This is a genomic window from Mesorhizobium sp. M0991, from assembly GCF_040318915.1.
Lineage (GTDB): Bacteria > Pseudomonadota > Alphaproteobacteria > Rhizobiales > Rhizobiaceae > Mesorhizobium.
Map to the genome: position 1 here is coordinate 24,952 of NZ_JAMYNE010000041.1, position 16,468 is coordinate 41,419.

Sequence of the window (16,468 nt, forward strand, 5' to 3'; positions counted from 1 at the left end):
GAGATACGTTTCCGTATCATCGGGCATTGAATGGATCGTATAAGTATCATGGTGGAGTCTGAATCGGATATTCTGCGCGAAATCGGTGGGCTTTTCAGGCAGGCGAGGCTGGCCGCTGCCATGACGCAGGAGCAGGTCGCTGATTTGGCGGGTATATCCCGTCCCCGCTATCGCGACATTGAAAAGGGAGGCGCGGCCGCGCGTGCGACGACGCTCATGAATATCGCTCGCGCGCTCGGTCTGGAAATGATGCTGGTTCCGCAAGTCATGGTGCCGGCTGTCCAGGCTCTATTGCGTCCGCATGATGACGATCGCCCCGCCTTTGTTCCTCAACCTGACGATGACGATCATGGCTCCAGTCGTTCGCGCACCTAAGACGATCCAGTCCCTGGACGTGCTCTTGAACGCACTGAAGATCGGCACAATCGTTAGGACGCCGGGCGATTTCAATGCATTCAACTTCGATGAGCCTTACCGCGCGACGGGCGGCTTTCCGGTTGTCAGCCTGTCGTTCCGGGCAGCGACGGGAGGATTGCGGAAAGATCCAAAGCCTCTGGCGGGCGCCTTGCCCGCTTTTTTCGCGAACCTTCTGCCGGAAGAGAAGTTGCGCGAGGCGATGGAAAAGCACCATGAAGGCAATGTGCGGCCAGGCAATGATTTCGATCTCTTAGCGGCGCTGGGCGCCGATCTGCCGGGAGCCGTACGGGCGTTGCCCAGTGACGGCGCGATAGCGGTTTCGCAGGATGCTTCAAAGGATAAGCCCAAGGCACGGTTCTCACTTGCCGGCGTGCAGATGAAGCTGTCGGTCATGAAGAACACTGGAAAAGGCGGTGGCCTTACCTTGCCGATGGACGACGAGCAGGGCCGGTACGTCGCCAAGTTCCCTTCGACGGCGTTTCCGGGCGTTTCCGAAAATGAATTCGCCAACCTGGCGTTGGCTGCAGCGATCGGCATGGAGGTGCCTGAACGCGAACTTGTCGAGAAGTCCGATTTCGAGGATATTCCCGAGGAATTCAATACGCTGTCAGAGGGCAAGGTCCTTCTCGTCAAACGCTTCGATCGCGGCGCTGAGGGGGAGAGGATTCACATCGAGGATTTCGCTCAGGTCTTCGGTGTCTATCCCTCGCGCAAATATGAGGGGGCCGCTTATCACGACATAGCCTTGGCCCTTGGCGTGGCCGTCTCCCCTACGGCGGCTCTCGAATTCGTCCGCCGCCTGGCGCTGACGGTCATCACTGGCAATGGCGACATGCACCTCAAGAACTGGTCTTTGATTTATCCCGGCAACGGCGACAAGCCGGTGCTTGCACCAATCTACGACGTCCTGTCGACCGTGCCATATATTCCCGCCGACGCCATGGCGCTGTCCCTTGGAGGGGAGCGCTCGTTCAAGGCGCTAGCAGCACAGCGATGGAAAGCATTTGCGAACCGTGCAAGGCTTCCGGAGCCGGCAGTCCTGAAGGCAGTGGTCGAGACCGTCGAACTCGTCAATGAGCACTGGTGGCATCTGCCTGAGCGCGACGTTGTCGCGGCGAAAGTGCTTGAGCGGATTGACGAACATGTCAAGGCGATGACGCCGATACTGAAGTCCTGCGCCGATAAGTGAGCCGAGCTCCCTTGAGTTGGTGATATGGCGGAATTATCGCCCGCGGCCCCGGATGGATGGCCGTGGATAGATGGTATGCCAGCGTGGCGCGCAAGACTCCGCGCAGTGTCGATGAGGATACGCGAGACCAAGCACGTCAGCTCGCCGGAACAGAAGAGCTCGCCCATCCCGCAATTAACGTTAGAGGGTCGAGAAGCTGTTCGCTCACCTCAACACAACGATGCGGTTCGAACGAATGCGCTGACTGAGGATCGAGATCCGACGCTTTATGTCGCCATTGTCGGGTCCGCTACACGGCTTGTTCCGCCGATCCTTTCTTTGGCCTCAAGCTAAATCCCTGAAAAGCAACCATGAAAACATTCTTCGGTTCGATCAGCCAAATTGGCACGAGTCTTGAGATCCTTGGGTGCGAGGCGGCGACAGCTGCCCGACGGCATTCATGTCGCGGCAGCCGCGATGAATGGAACGAAGGAAGGAAAGCTACATGTCAGGTTTGCGTCAGATCGCCTTTTACGGCAAGGGCGGCATCGGCAAGTCCACCACCTCTCAAAATACGCTCGCCGCCCTCGTCGATCTCGGGCAGAGAATCCTCATCGTCGGCTGCGACCCCAAAGCCGACTCCACCCGCCTGATCCTGAACGCGAAGGCGCAGGATACGGTCCTGCACCTCGCGGCCGAGGAAGGTTCGGTGGAAGACCTGGAACTCGCGGACGTGCTCAAGGTCGGCTACAAAGGCATTAAATGCGTGGAGTCGGGCGGCCCCGAGCCGGGTGTCGGCTGCGCCGGCCGCGGCGTAATCACCTCGATCAACTTCCTCGAGGAGAACGGCGCCTACGACGATGTCGACTATGTCTCCTACGACGTGCTCGGGGATGTGGTGTGTGGCGGTTTCGCGATGCCGATCCGCGAGAACAAGGCCCAGGAAATCTATATCGTCATGTCCGGCGAGATGATGGCGCTCTATGCCGCCAACAACATCGCCAAGGGCATCCTGAAATACGCCCATTCGGGCGGCGTGCGGCTCGGCGGCCTGATCTGCAACGAGCGCCAAACCGATCGCGAGCTCGACCTCGCCGAAGCGCTGGCTTCCAGGCTCAATTCCAAGCTTATCCACTTCGTGCCGCGCGACAACATCGTCCAGCACGCCGAACTCAGGAAGATGTCTGTCATTCAATATGCGCCGGACTCCAAGCAGGCCGGGGAATACCGGGCGTTGGCCGAGAAGATCCATGCCAATTCGGGCCAGGGCACCATCCCCACCCCTATCACCATGGAGGAGCTCGAGGACATGCTGCTCGACTTCGGCATCATGAAGACTGACGAGCAGATGCTTGCCGAGCTTCAGGTCAAGGAAGCGGCCAAGGCGGCCGCACAGTAACGACCGCTGCCGAACGAGGCGCGGCCTTGACCTGGCGCGCCTTTCAAAGAACGGCGCCTCGTTGGTGAGGCGTCACCCTGAACCTTGAAAGGGGTCCCATGAGCCTGGAATACGAGAATGACGGCGCCCTCCATGCGAAGCTTATCGAGGAGGTGCTGTCGCAATATCCTGACAAGGCGGCGAAGCGCCGCAAAAAGCACCTGAGCGTCGCAAAGAGCGGCGACGAGGCTTGCGAGGAAAGCGAGGTCCTTTCCGAATGCGAGGTCAAATCGAACATCAAGTCAATCCCCGGAGTGATGACGATTCGCGGCTGCGCCTATGCCGGCTCGAAAGGCGTGGTGTGGGGTCCAGTCAAGGATATGGTCCATATCTCGCACGGCCCGGTCGGCTGCGGGCAATATTCCTGGTCGCAACGCCGCAACTACTACGTCGGCACGACCGGCATCGACACGTTCGTGACGATGCAGTTCACCTCCGATTTCCAGGAGAAGGACATTGTTTTCGGCGGCGACAAGAAGCTGGAACGGATCATCGACGAGATCGAGGAACTGTTTCCGCTGAACAAGGGCATGAGCGTGCAATCCGAATGCCCGATCGGCCTGATTGGCGACGACACCGAAGCGGTGTCCCGCAACAAGGCCAAGGAGCACGAAAAGACGATAGTGCCGGTGCGCTGCGAGGGCTTCCGCGGCGTCTCGCAATCGCTCGGCCACCACATCGCCAACGATGCGATCCGCGACTGGGTGTTCGAGAAAAAAGACGTCGAGTTCGAGGCCAGCCCGTACGATGTCAATGTGATCGGCGACTACAACATCGGCGGCGACGCCTGGGCTTCGCGCATCCTGCTCGAGGAGATGGGCCTGCGCGTGGTCGGCAACTGGTCCGGCGACGCTACGCTGGCCGAAATAGAGCGCGCGCCGAAGGCCAAGCTCAATCTCATCCATTGCTACAGGTCGATGAACTACATCTGCCGGCACATGGAGGAAAAGTATGGCATCGACTGGATGGAGTATAATTTCTTCGGCCCCTCCCAGACCGAAGCCTCTCTGCGCAAGATAGCCAAGCATTTCGGGCCGGAAATCGAGGCCAAGGCCGAGGCGGTCATCGCCAAATACCGGCCGTTGGTCGATGCCGTCATCGCTAAATACCGGCCGCGCCTCGAAGGCAGGACGGTGATGCTCTATGTCGGCGGGCTGCGCCCCCGTCACGTCGTCACGGCATATGAGGATCTGGGCATGGTGATCGTCGGCACTGGCTATGAATTTGGCCATAACGACGACTATCAGCGTACCGGCCATTACGTGAAGAAGGGCACGCTGATCTATGACGACGTGACTGGTTACGAGCTGGAGAAGTTCATCGAGGGGATCCGTCCTGATCTCGTTGGCTCCGGCATCAAAGAAAAGTACCCGGTCCAGAAGATGGGCATACCGTTCCGTCAAATGCATTCCTGGGATTATTCCGGCCCGTATCACGGCTACGACGGCTTCGCCATCTTCGCCCGCGACATGGATCTGGCCATCAACAACCCGGTCTGGGGCCTCTACGACGCTCCCTGGAAGAAAAAGGCCGAGCCGTCGGCGGCGATCGCTGCGGAATGAAAAACCTGGCCTCCCGGAAGCCGGGAAGGCCGATGAACGCCTGCGGCCCCTTGTCCGCGGGAGACCTGAAACGTTTCGACGTCCCTGTGCCGCCGTATGGCGCGGCCAGATGGAGAAGAGGTAACCATCCATGCCGCAGTCGGCTGAAAAAGTTCTCGACCATGCGCCCCTGTTCCGCGAGCCGGAATATAGGCAGATGCTCGCCGAGAAGAGGCTGAATTTCGAATGTCCGCACCCGGACCAGATCGTTACCGACCAACGCGAATTCACCAAGACGTGGGAATACCGCGAAAAGAACCTCGCTCGCGAAGCGCTTGTCGTGAACCCCGCCAAGGCCTGCCAGCCGCTCGGCGCGGTGTTCGCGGCCGCAGGCTTCGAGCGAACCATGTCCTTCGTCCACGGCAGCCAGGGCTGCGTGGCCTATTACCGCTCGCACCTGTCGCGCCATTTCAAGGAACCTGCTTCGGCAGTTTCCTCCTCGATGACCGAGGACGCGGCAGTGTTCGGTGGCCTGAAGAACATGGTCGACGGGCTCGCCAACACGTACCAACTCTACGACCCGAAGATGATCGCCGTCTCGACCACTTGTATGGCGGAGGTCATTGGCGACGACCTGCACAGCTTTATCGAGAACGCCAAGGACGAAGGCTCGGTCCCGCGCGACTTCGACGTGCCCTTCGCCCACACGCCGGCCTTCGTCGGCAGCCATGTCGACGGCTATGACGTCGCGGTCAAGGGCATTTTGGAGCATTTCTGGAAAGGCGAGGAGCGAACGGAAGCCGAGGGAACCATCAACATCATTCCGGGCTTCGACGGCTTCTGTGTCGGCAACAACAGGGAACTCAAGCACCTGCTCGATCTGATAGGCGTGTCCTATACCTTTATCCAAGACGCCTCTGACCAGTTCGACACGCCGTCGGACGGCGAATATCGCATGTATGACGGCGGCACGAAGATCGAAGACGTGAGGAAGGCACTCAACGCCGAGGCGACACTTTCGCTACAGCATTACAACACCCGAAAAACACTGGAGTATTGCGAGGGGGTAGGGCAGGCGACTGCCTCGTTTCATTACCCGCTCGGAGTCCAGGCGACCGACGACTTCCTGATGGAGGTCTCCGCGATTTCCGGCAAGCAAATCCCCGAGGCAATCCGCCTGGAGCGCGGCCGACTTGTTGACGCCATGGCGGACAGCCAATCCTGGCTGCACGGTAAGAAATATGCCATCTACGGCGATCCGGACTTTGTCTACGCCATGGCCCGCTTCATCATGGAGACGGGCGGCGAGCCGACCCATTGCCTCGCCACCAACGGCACCTCGGCATGGGAAGCGGAGTTGAAGGAACTGCTTGCATCATCGCCCTTCGGCAAGGACGCTCAAGTCTGGGCGGGCAAGGACCTCTGGGCCATGCGCTCGCTGCTCTTCACCGAGCCGGTGGACCTGCTGATCGGCAACTCCTATGGCAAGTATCTGGAGCGCGACACCGGCACGCCGCTGATCCGGCTGACGTTTCCGATCTTCGACCGGCACCATCACCATCGCTTTGCGCTCATGGGCTACCAAGGCGGGTTGCGCGTCCTGACGACGATCCTCGACAAGATCTTCGACAAGCTCGATCGCGAGACAAGCGAGACGGGCGTGACGGACTATTCGTATGACCTCACCCGCTAAGGGTGGCGGCCGGCTCTTCGGTGGGGCCGGTCGTCTTCCCGAAGGGACTTCGGAGACCAACGCAATGTCCTCGCTCAGAGCCAAAATCCAGGATGTCTTCAACGAGCCTGCCTGCGAGCAGAACCGCGGCAAGGATGCCAAGGCGCGCAAGGAGGGCTGTTCGAAGCCACTGACCCCTGGGACGGCGGCCGGCGGCTGTGCCTTCGATGGCGCCAAGATCGTGCTGCAGCCGATCACCGACGTCGCGCACCTGATCCATGCGCCGCTCGCCTGCGAGGGCAATTCCTGGGACAACCGCGGTGCGGCTTCGTCCGGGCCAACGCTGTGGCGCACGAGCTTCACGACCGATCTCACCGAACTCGACGTGGTGATGGGGCGGGGCGAGCGGAAGCTCTTCAAAGCGATCCGCGAGATCAAGGAAGCGTATGGGCCGCCGGCTATCTTCGTCTATCCGACCTGCGTGACGGCGCTGATCGGCGACGACATCGAGGCCGTCTGCAAGCGCGCGGCGGAAAAGTTCGGCCTACCGGTGGTGCCGGTCAATGCGCCAGGCTTCGTCGGCTCCAAGAATCTCGGCAACAAGCTTGCCGGCGAGGCGTTGCTCGAGCATGTCATCGGCACGGTAGAACCGGACGACGCCGGACCCTATGACATCAACATTCTTGGCGAATTCAACCTCTCGGGTGAATTTTGGCTGGTGAAGCCGCTGCTGGATCGGCTCGGCATCCGGGTGCGCGCCTGCATTCCGGGCGACGCGCGTTACTTCGACATTGCCTGCGCGCACCGCGCCCGGGCGGCTATGATGGTGTGCTCGACCGCGCTCATCAATCTCGCCCGCAAGATGGAGCGGCGCTGGGACATCCCGTTTTTCGAGGGCTCCTTCTACGGCATCACCGACACCTCGGAAGCGCTCCGACAGATATCTCAGCTGCTCGTAAAGAAGGGTTCCGATCCGGAGATCCTCGGCCGCACCGAGGCATTGATTGCAGAGGAGGAGGCGATTGCTTGGAAGAAGCTCGCGGCCTACCGGCCGAGGCTCGAAGGCAAGCGCGTTCTGCTCAACACCGGCGGTGTGAAGTCCTGGTCGGTCGTCCATGCGCTGATGGAGATCGGCATCGAGATCGTCGGCACCTCTGTCAAGAAGTCGACGGTCGAAGACAAGGAGCGCATCAAGCAGATACTCAAGGACGACAACCACATATTCGAGCAGATGGCGCCGCGCGAGCTTTACGCCATGCTCTCAGAACACAAGGCCGATATCATGCTGTCAGGCGGGCGCACGCAGTTCATCGCGCTGAAGGCCAAGACACCCTGGCTCGATATCAACCAGGAGCGCCAACATCCTTACGCCGGCTATGACGGCATGGTGGAACTCGTACGCCAGATCGACCTCGCCATTCATAACCCGATCTGGCGCCAGGTGCGGGAGCCGGCACCATGGGATTGCCAGCCTGCGGTGAGGGAGGAACTGCCGAGCACGAAAAGCGAGACCGCGACCTTGCATGTTGTCCAGGAATTCGCCGGCACGACGACAGACGATTTCGGCGGGTGTTGAGGAAAGCCGATGGTCCGCATCCTTCCCCAGACCAAAGCGGCGGCGATCAATCCGCTGAAGTCATCGCAGCCGCTGGGTGCCGCCTTGGCCTTTCTTGGCGTCGACGGCGCGATGCCGTTGTTCCACGGCAGCCAGGGGTGCACCAGCTTTGCGCTCGTGCTGTTCGTGCGGCATTTCAAGGAAGCCATCCCCTTGCAGACGACGGCGATAGACGAGGTGGCGACGATCCTCGGCGGGGCAGACCATCTGGAAGAGGCGATCCTCAACCTCAAGGCCCGCACAAAGCCAACGCTGATCGGGGTCTGCACCACGGCGCTGGTGGAAACCCGGGGCGAAGACTGCGCAGGAGATATCGCCAATATCAGGCTGAAGCGCAGGGAAGAACTCGCGGGTACGGAGGTGGTGCTAGCCAACACACCGGATTTCGACGGCGCGATCGAAGAGGGCTGGGCCAAGGCTGTCACCGCGATGATCGAAAGGATTACACGGCCCGGCGAGCAGGCGCGGCAGTCGAAGAAGATCGTGATCCTGCCTGGCTGGAACCTCACTGTGGCTGATATCGAGCATTTACGTGAGATGGTTGAAAGCTTTGGACTGAAGCCCGTGATTCTGCCGGACGTCTCCGGCTCGCTCGACGGTACGGTGCCCGACCGCTGGGTCACGACCACCTATGGCGGCACCAGCGTCGAGGATATCCGCGAGCTTGGCACGGCCGAGCAATGCATCGTCATCGGTGAGCATATGCGCCGCCCGGCCGAGCTGCTGCAGAGGTTGACCAGCGTGCCTTACGTGCTGTTCCGGTCGCTGACTGGATTGAAGGACGCCGACCGGTTCGTCTCGCTGCTGTCCGCGGTTTCGGGCGCGGCGGCGCCGGCTGAGGTGCGCCGTCGCCGCGCGCAGTTGCAGGACGCGTTGCTCGACGGACATTTCCACTTTGGAGGCAAGAAAATTGCGATCGCTGCTGAACCAGACCAACTCTACCAACTCGCGAGCTTCTTCATCGGAATGGGCTCCGAAATCGCGGCGGCGGTCACCACGACCGACATGTCGAAAATTTTGGAGGAAGTACCGGCGCAGTCGGTTCAAATCGGCGATCTCGGCGATTTGGAAGCTCTTGGCGCTGGCGCTGATCTTCTCGTCACCCATTCCCACGGCCGCCAGGCGGCGCAGCGCCTCGGCATTCCGCTCATGCGGGTCGGCTTCCCGATCTTCGACCGGCTCGGCAGCCAGCACAAGCTCACAATCCTCTACCAGGGGACCCGCGACCTGATCTTCGAGGTCGCCAACATTTTTGAAGCCAACCGGCACGCGCCGACGCCTGAGGCGCTTGATCCACTCCCTAACCGAGAAATGCCAGATGAGCTCCGTTCGTCGCCTCTCGCTCGTCACTGACGAGGTTCACGCACCGACGCCGGAACGCCAAGCCGGCGCATTGCGCGTGGCGATCGCCACCCAGGACATGAAGAACCTCAACGCCCATTTCGGTTCGGCCAGGCGCTTTGCTGTCTACGACGTGGGACGCGAGGAGTGGAATCTCGTTGAAGCCGTAGCCTTCGATGACGTTTTCGACGAGAGCGGGGAGCACCGAACTGAGGGCGATGACCGCATCACCCCGAAGGTGGAGGCGCTGAAGGGGTGTCATCTGCTGTTTTGTCTGGCCATCGGCGGACCTTCGGCGGCCAAGGTTGTTTCGGCAAAAATTCATCCGATAAAAGTGCCGCACCCCCAAACCATCCAAGAGGTGCTGTTGCGCACGCAGATGATGCTCAGGAAGGCTCCTCCGCCTTGGCTGCGCAAAATGCTGGCGAAGGCAGATGCTCCTCCAAAGAAACCGTCGTTCGAGGACGAGGGCTGAAATGAGGAGAAGACGAAATGTCTGATGCCACGGTTACTTCCGCAGTCAGCGAGAACGAGGCGGCCTTTGCAACCCCCTTTGTCAAATGCCTCCTGCGGCTCATCCGCGCGCAGGATTCCTATGGGTTATGGGAAGGCAAAACAGACGCCGAACTGCTGGCTGACTTCATCGTCACCAGGGAACAGCGCCGTGCGATCCCGATCATCGGCGATCCCGATCCCGACGTGCTGTGGAGGCTTGATATGTTTTACACCGCCGTTGGGCTTGCGATCGAGGAGCGCTGCGGCCTCATGGCATCGCCGATGATGGAGCTGAGCCATGAAGGCTTCGGGCGCGTGCTTTTCACGGCGGGGCGGTTAGTCGCTCTATCGAAGACGCTGCGCGACGTCCACAGGTTCGGCTTCGAGACGTTCCGGAAGCTCGCTCAGGCCGGCACGAAACTGGTCGGCGACGCAATCGCTACCATCGAGACCTATCCCGAGGTGGCGCGTGCGTGATGAAGCGGATCTTCGAGCAAGGGGGGCCATGACAATCTTGAGCGAGCGCGATAGCCAGCCCACGGAAGCCGAGGCGGGCCAGGTCGATGAGCGGGCTCTTGGGGTAGCGCCGATGAAGCCACTCGTCCTGATCTGTTCGCAAGATGCGGAGTTCTATCTGAATTATAGCCACATTCTGGAGGCGGACCGCTTCGCGAGTGAGCAGGCAGGCTGCGCGAAGGAAGCATTTGTATTGGCCGAACAACGGGAGTTCCACGCCGTCGTGCTGGACTGCGTGCCAGCAAGCGCGACGGGAGCCACAATCTGCGCCCGCCTCAAGGAGGAGCCGCGGACGGCCGACCTGCCCGTTATTGCCCTGATCGCGCGCGGCGCCGAGGACCAGCACCTCGATCTCCTGAAAGCTGGCATTAACGAGATCTTTGTGCGGCCGATCGACCCGGCCAAGCTGCTCGACTGTCTACGGGCGAGGCTGGCGCTGCCGAAGCGGGGTTCAAACGGGATCGAAAACGGCAGCTGGCTCTGCTGCGGCAGCCTTGAAATGAAGCGCGATGCCCGCCGGATTCGCGGCAATGGCCACGAGATTCACCTCGGACTCATCGAGTTCAACGTGCTGCGGGTTATGATTGAAGCTCCCGGCAAGGTCTTCAGCCGGGAGGAGCTTATCGGCAGGGCCTGGGGGAACAACATCCATGTCGAACCACGCACCGTCGACGTCCATATCAGCCGGATTAGAAAGGCGCTGAAGGCGGCCTCCCCAGGTAGCGTCATTCGCACCGTCAGGTCGGCCGGCTACTCGCTCGAGGAGCCGGACGACTGAAAGCGAACGGATGGAGTGCCACTCCCCATTTCCGTCGGGCTGAGGGCAAGTCTTGCGGCTTCGAAACGCGCCGGCAGGTACGACATATTCAGAAAGAAGCAGTCAAATGGATTTCAGAAGCGTACTCAGTGTGACGGGAGCTGACCACTCCGATCAGGATGTCAGAACAGCTGCCAGCTTGTATGCCGAAGTCGGCGCTATCTTTCCGTACTGGTGATGTCGCCTCCGCCGCTCATTATGCCGTCTCCGCTACTCGGCGATGGCATCCCCGAGTGGCCTGGACAACGCGCACAGGCCATCGCCAGACTGGACAAACGGTTTTAGGCAGATCGAGAGATTTTCACAGGACATGGCGAACCTGGAAAAGATATCCAGGGAAATTCACAAACAGCTGAGAGGCAGGTGGCGCTGCTATGAAGTCGATATCGAACACTGCGATAAGGCTAGCGTCGGTGACGCGGTACGACAGCGGGCGCTTTGCACCGACCTGACAATCATCGGCCCCGGACTTCTCAACGACACACGTCTCGGACCTCTTGTTATTAACGGCAGCTTGTTCGATACGGGAAAGCCGTTGCTTGTCGTGCCGGAGGGCGCTGAGGCGACTCTGTCGCCACGGCGCGTGCTGGTCGGCTGGGATTCGCGAGTCGAGGCGTCCCGTTCGGTTCGGGAAGCGCTGGATCTGCTAGCCGGTGCTGAGGAAGTTCGTGTCGCCCTCGTCGATCCTGAGGCGACCTGCAGCGGAAGCGGCGCCGAGCCGGGAGCCGACATCGCTGCCTATCTCACTCGGCATGGTGCTCGAGTGTTGGTCGACCGGCTGCCGAGCGCCGGCAAACCGGTGCCCACGGTCCTCGCGCAGCACGCAATCGACACGTGTGCCAACATGATTGTCATGGGTGCCTATGGCAGCCGCCGGATGCGCGAGCGGCTCTTCGGTGGCGTGACAAGATGGATAGTTGGCAAGCCGCCATTGCCGCTGTTTTTGGCCCGCTGACGGGTTTTGAAGTAGCGCCGATGCTGTTCGAGGCTCTACTCCCCTGGTCACCTACCCTGATGGCGAAGTCGGAGAAAGGTCGCGGCAAAGCGCAACTTTCGCGAGCTCGAATCTGCAAGCGCCGTCGCCGAGACATCCCGGACGTCTCTAACGCGCGCTCGGGGGTTCTCCTCGCCCGAGATGATCCGTAACGCGGAGCTCAAAGGCCGCGCAGAGGTACAGGCGCTCCTCAATGCGCTCAAAACACCGATGCTTGGGTCGGCGTCAGGTCGAGAAAGAAAGTCGTTTCAGCGCGGCAGGCCGCGTTCGGACCGTAGCCGCATCGTATTGGCGTTATCACGATTTCCCTCACCACTGGCCGGGAGCTGAACACCGCAACGACCGTGCAGCGGCGAAGGCACCGACCTTCGAGTCGGATGGTCGGGCTCTTGCCGGCCTCGGCGCGAACGATGACATCAGTCACGTTGTCATCGGCTGGGATGGTAGCCGGGTCAGCGGCGAGGGCGGCCGCATCTTCAGCGTTTTCTGTCTGCCCGGCCCATCGCGTGGCGACCGAGCGGCCTTGAGGCTGGTCAAAATTCCGACAACGCTCACATTCGCACCAGGCGATCCGTGTAGCGCCTGAGCACAGGGAACACAGAAAATATCGGCACAAAGCAGGAACCCCGGAGAGCTCACCGGCCGCACATGCCGGCACTTATCCTGGCCTTTTTCGCCACGATCATAATCGTCGAGCTGACGATGGCGGTATTGGCGAGCCGAAGCTGGACCGGCTTCGTCGTGAAAAATTCCCATGTCGCCAGCCAGTTCAATCGCAAGGCGGGCGAGGGGGGCACAGGCCGCGCTCGGATGGAGCAGCCCTTTGCAATCGCAAATGGCGAGATCCGCTAACGCCTCCGGACCGGGACGGCAACCGGCGGCGTGAAGCGGACCATGATGACGAGTCCGGCGGTAGCCAACGCAGTCATGATGTCCACGGCCTCGTCCCTCGGCCCGAATGCATATTGAGTCGTCGGGCCACGCTTTTCTGCCCGGCGCGAAGCGGTCATGCGTGTCCAAAAACTGACAGCGGCAGAAAACATGTCGGGTTCAATACAACCGGCCATCTTGGCAGATCGAGCTTTTGAAAGCGAATTCATGGGGTTAGTGCGCGCTGAGTGCGCTGGCACGGCCTTTGCGAAATGTGATGCGGCAACACTGAGTGAAGGCCGGCTGCACGCAGACGTGCGAGACGAGCGATGCTCTCCTTTGCTTGAACCCGTGTGCCCCTCCCTGAGGGAGAAACAAGCTCATGGCAATAGCTTTGGAGAGCAACATGGTACTGCAGATGGGGTCACCGGCTCCTTCGATCAAAGTGGAGAACTGGCTGCGTGGCGAGCCCCTCACGAACTTCCAGCCCGGCAAAGTGTATATCGTCGAATTTTGGGCAACTTGGTGCGGACCATGTGTGGCGGCGATGCCCCATCTGGTGCAGCTCCAGGAGAAATACAAGGACAGCGGACTTGAGGTCGTCGGCATCGCGGCTGATGAAAACGCTCCAACGGCCGTTGAGGCCCGAACCAGGTTGGACGCGTGGTTGACCGAAAAGTGCTCAAACCTGAACTTTCGGATCGCGTTCGACTACACAGGCGAAATGAACAAGCTTTGGATGGAACCCAGCTTTTCTGTCGGGATTCCGACCTCGTTCGTGGTCGACCGAGACGGCCACATCGCCTTTATCGGTCATCCGACGGAACTCGATGAGGTCTTGCCGAAAGTGCTTAGCGGCAGCTGGCGCACCAGCGATCAAGCGAAATCCGCCGATACGGAGCGGATCGCCAAAAACGAACCCATGGCGCGCGAACAAGCGTTGAAGAAGCCGATTAATGACAGATTTTGGGCGGCGGTGAAGACAGAGGATTGGAAGACGGCGCTCTCGGCGATCGAAGAGGGCATTGCCCTGTTGCCGGACAACCTCAATTTCCGCCTGGCTCATGCGAATCTGGTGCTTCACAAAATGCACGACATGTGGACCGGCTTGCCCCTCATGCACCAATTGGTTCGCGACGCGATCGACAGAAACTCCGAGGACTGGATGATCGCGGCGCTAAACCAACTCTTCCATCCGAACCTTGACCATTCGCGCTTTCCGTCTGCTGAGCGCTTCGCGATAGGCAAAGAGCTGTCCGAACACGTGCTGGCACTGAATCCCCCGCAAGGCGACAGCCCAAAGTTCTGGTCTTATCCGGCGGTCGCTCGGTATTATCATGAGAGCGGCAACAAAAATCGCGCGATCGAGTTGGTGGAGCTGGCACTGAAGTCGCTGGACGGTCCGGAGCCTATCCCTGACGAACTGAAAGAGCACCTTCTACCGGAGTTGCTACAGGCCTTGGCCAAATCGTCCATTTCCTTGGCGCGGCCGCAGCAAGTCGGTTCCATGCAGCACAGTATGGATCGCTTGCAGCGGGTTCGAGGCTCCAATCTTGCGATGACCTCCGGCCGCATCACGGCGGAAGCGATGCTCGACGCGAATTCCGGCCGGGGTGGAAGACCTCGCAGTCGAGGACGTGTTCAAGGTCGGCCACTGGGACATCGATTGCGTGGAATCGGCCGCCCCGAGCCGGGCGCCGGCTGCGCAATTGTGGCCGAAGTAGGCGTCCCCGAAAAAAGAAATCGTCCATCGAGGAAGAGGACTGCAATGAGGAGAATATGAAATGCCTGAAGCCGCGGTCAGCCCTGCTGTCAACGAGGACGAAGCGGCGCTTGCCACCCCGTTCGTAAAATGCCTCGTGCGGCTGATCCGTGCTCAGGAGTCCTACGGCTCATGGGGAGGCAAATCGGACGCCACGCTGCTGGCCGACTTCATCGTCACGAAGGAACAACGTCGTGCACTCCCCACCATAGGGGATCCCGATCCGGCCGTGCTGTGGAGGCTCGATATGTTCTACACCGCCGTGGGGCTTGCGATCGAGGAGCGCTCCGGCCCGGTGACATCGCCAATGATGGAGATGAAACCCATGGGGGCTTCGGACGATTGCTTTTCACGGCCGGGCGGTTGGTCGCTCTGTCGAGACATCTACCGGTTCGGCTTCGAGACGTTCAGGAAGCTCGCGGAGGCCGGTACGAAACTGGTCGACGATGCGACTGCCGCCATTGAAGCCTATCCCGACGTGGCACGGGCGTGAAGAAACCGATTTCGAGGAAGGATCTATGTCAAAGCTAGATGAGATGGGGAAGAAAGTCCGAAAGCTTCAGCTGCGCGCGGCAATTGCCAAGATGAAATTGCGCGACCTTGCAGAGAATCTGCCGGGAAAATGGACGGAGTTAGAGGAAGTTGCCGAGGAAACGTCGGCCGTTTTTGCCGAGTTGGATGGTGCCAAGAGAGCGCTCGCTGCAATGAAGAAGTTACGATGACGAGCACATTCGCCACCCGCGACGGCTCCGGATGGGTGCCGGAATATCTCACCGCTATAGACGGCACGACCTGCATCGGCTGCGGCCGCTGTTTCAAAGTCTGCTCGCGCGAGGTCATGCATCTTTACGGCGTCGATGACGCGGGTGAAATCCTCGGCGCCTGCGACGAGGATGACGATTTCGACGGTGAGCTCAATCGCATGATCATGGTCGTCGATCATGCCGGCCGCTGCATTGGCTGCGGAGCCTGCGCCCGCGTCTGCCCGAAGAACTGCCAGACCCATGTTGCGGCCGACAAGGTCGCTGCGTGACATGGCCGACAAACCAGGAGAACGGCGTTGCCCTATAGAATCTTCTGTCTCGCCCTGTGGCTGGTCCTGTGCGCCAACGCTCTGACTGTTTACGTTGCTTCGCATTCCATCCGCGCGGTGGTGGTCACAACACTTGCTTGGTCTCTGCTCCTTCAGCTGGGCTATTTCGCAAGCGTGCTCTTTCTGATCTGGCGGTCCGGCAGCGCTAGCAGACCTTGCAAGAACGGAGCATTTCGGTCGTTGCCAAAAAATCGGTTAGCGCCAGACGATAATGAGCTGGGCGATGGATGCTCAGATTTGCCTCAGCGTGTTGCAATGGGCCGCATGTTACGGCTTCGTTGAGGTGGCAAGATCAACATTTTTGGTCATTCCCATCCCCACAGAATGCGGCCTTTCAGTTCGATGTCCAGTGGCAGTCGATCGCAGCAGTCGCATGCCGACCGCTTGGTTTCGTTGGGCCAACGAGACGCTGGATACAATGATGGGCCTTTCTGGCACATCGGACAACGCTGCTTACCGCGACGCAAACACACCTCTTTGGAGGATCGTGCAAGCTAGGTTTTTGCCGGAGAGAACATGCTTCAAAAGTTCGAGCGCTATCGGCTCACCTTTGGACCCACGCCCATCGAGAAACTCGACCGCCTTGGCAGGCATCTTGGGGGAAGGTGGAAATCTACGTCAAACGTGAGGACTGCAACTCCGAACGTAAGCGCGAATTTCCCCGCACCTTTTGCTGTTGAGTGCTCTGATGCATGAGGTGTCCACCAAAATAGGTGGACACCTTGTGAT

At 60.2% G+C, this 16,468-nt stretch carries 16 protein-coding genes and 2 pseudogenes; all 18 read left to right on the forward strand.

Features of this window, described 5'->3' with window-relative positions; genetic code table 11:
- The first annotated feature begins 48 nt into the window (after positions 1–48).
- On the forward strand, positions 49–375 hold the full coding sequence (locus NKH70_RS31785; protein WP_502904538.1) for a helix-turn-helix domain-containing protein: 327 nt from the start codon (positions 49–51) through the stop codon (positions 373–375).
- Positions 350–1,606, forward strand: a complete 1,257-nt coding sequence (locus NKH70_RS31790; protein ID WP_352517732.1) for a type II toxin-antitoxin system HipA family toxin — start codon at positions 350–352, stop codon at positions 1,604–1,606. The genes NKH70_RS31785 and NKH70_RS31790 overlap by 26 nt, the downstream gene beginning before the upstream one ends.
- Positions 1,607–2,090: 484 nt before the next feature.
- Positions 2,091–2,984 carry a nitrogenase iron protein gene (gene nifH, locus NKH70_RS31795; protein WP_023801970.1) on the forward strand — a complete coding sequence of 298 codons (894 nt, stop codon included), beginning with the start codon at positions 2,091–2,093 and terminating at the stop codon, positions 2,982–2,984.
- A gap of 98 nt (positions 2,985–3,082) precedes the next feature.
- The gene (nifD, locus tag NKH70_RS31800; RefSeq protein WP_352811440.1) at positions 3,083–4,585 is read left to right on the forward strand and encodes a nitrogenase molybdenum-iron protein alpha chain; all 1,503 of its coding nucleotides are present in this window, start codon (positions 3,083–3,085) and stop codon (positions 4,583–4,585) included.
- Positions 4,586–4,715: 130 nt separating this feature from the next.
- The gene (gene nifK / locus NKH70_RS31805) at positions 4,716–6,257 is read left to right on the forward strand and encodes a nitrogenase molybdenum-iron protein subunit beta (RefSeq protein ID WP_353027175.1); all 1,542 of its coding nucleotides are present in this window, start codon (positions 4,716–4,718) and stop codon (positions 6,255–6,257) included.
- Between the two features lie 64 nt (positions 6,258–6,321).
- On the forward strand, positions 6,322–7,812 hold the full coding sequence (nifE, locus tag NKH70_RS31810) for a nitrogenase iron-molybdenum cofactor biosynthesis protein NifE (RefSeq protein ID WP_353027176.1): 1,491 nt from the start codon (positions 6,322–6,324) through the stop codon (positions 7,810–7,812).
- Between the two features lie 9 nt (positions 7,813–7,821).
- Positions 7,822–9,204 carry a nitrogenase iron-molybdenum cofactor biosynthesis protein NifN gene (gene nifN, locus NKH70_RS31815; protein WP_353027177.1) on the forward strand — a complete coding sequence of 461 codons (1,383 nt, stop codon included), beginning with the start codon at positions 7,822–7,824 and terminating at the stop codon, positions 9,202–9,204.
- Positions 9,170–9,667: a nitrogen fixation protein NifX gene (gene nifX / locus NKH70_RS31820; protein WP_353027178.1), complete on the forward strand. Its 498-nt coding sequence runs from the start codon at positions 9,170–9,172 to the stop codon at positions 9,665–9,667. Before nifN ends, nifX begins: the two co-directional genes overlap by 35 nt.
- Before the next feature lie 17 nt (positions 9,668–9,684).
- Entirely contained in the window at positions 9,685–10,164 is a 480-nt protein-coding gene (locus NKH70_RS31825; RefSeq protein WP_023722638.1) for a NifX-associated nitrogen fixation protein, read from the forward strand.
- Between the two features lie 28 nt (positions 10,165–10,192).
- Positions 10,193–10,981 (forward strand): response regulator transcription factor, encoded by a 789-nt coding sequence (locus tag NKH70_RS31830; protein ID WP_502908444.1) that lies wholly within the window; start codon positions 10,193–10,195, stop codon positions 10,979–10,981.
- 349 nt (positions 10,982–11,330) lie between these two features.
- Positions 11,331–11,975, forward strand: a complete 645-nt coding sequence (locus NKH70_RS31835; protein ID WP_353027180.1) for a universal stress protein — start codon at positions 11,331–11,333, stop codon at positions 11,973–11,975.
- Between the two features lie 687 nt (positions 11,976–12,662).
- Entirely contained in the window at positions 12,663–12,866 is a 204-nt protein-coding gene (locus NKH70_RS31840; RefSeq protein ID WP_502908443.1) for a FixH family protein, read from the forward strand.
- 424 nt (positions 12,867–13,290) lie between these two features.
- Positions 13,291–14,349: pseudogene (locus NKH70_RS31845) on the forward strand (TlpA disulfide reductase family protein); the annotation flags it as partial.
- Positions 14,350–14,668: 319 nt separating this feature from the next.
- Positions 14,669–15,139 (forward strand): DUF269 domain-containing protein, encoded by a 471-nt coding sequence (locus NKH70_RS31855; protein WP_353027181.1) that lies wholly within the window; start codon positions 14,669–14,671, stop codon positions 15,137–15,139.
- A gap of 25 nt (positions 15,140–15,164) precedes the next feature.
- Positions 15,165–15,368 (forward strand): CCE_0567 family metalloprotein, encoded by a 204-nt coding sequence (locus NKH70_RS31860; RefSeq protein ID WP_353027182.1) that lies wholly within the window; start codon positions 15,165–15,167, stop codon positions 15,366–15,368.
- Positions 15,365–15,679: a ferredoxin III, nif-specific gene (fdxB, locus tag NKH70_RS31865; protein WP_353027183.1), complete on the forward strand. Its 315-nt coding sequence runs from the start codon at positions 15,365–15,367 to the stop codon at positions 15,677–15,679. The genes NKH70_RS31860 and fdxB overlap by 4 nt, the downstream gene beginning before the upstream one ends.
- A gap of 120 nt (positions 15,680–15,799) precedes the next feature.
- Positions 15,800–16,021 carry an exopolysaccharide production repressor protein gene (locus NKH70_RS31870; RefSeq protein WP_353027185.1) on the forward strand — a complete coding sequence of 74 codons (222 nt, stop codon included), beginning with the start codon at positions 15,800–15,802 and terminating at the stop codon, positions 16,019–16,021.
- A gap of 234 nt (positions 16,022–16,255) precedes the next feature.
- Positions 16,256–16,380 (forward strand): annotated as a pseudogene (locus tag NKH70_RS31875) (1-aminocyclopropane-1-carboxylate deaminase); the annotation flags it as partial.
- Between the last annotated feature and the right edge of the window lie 88 nt (positions 16,381–16,468).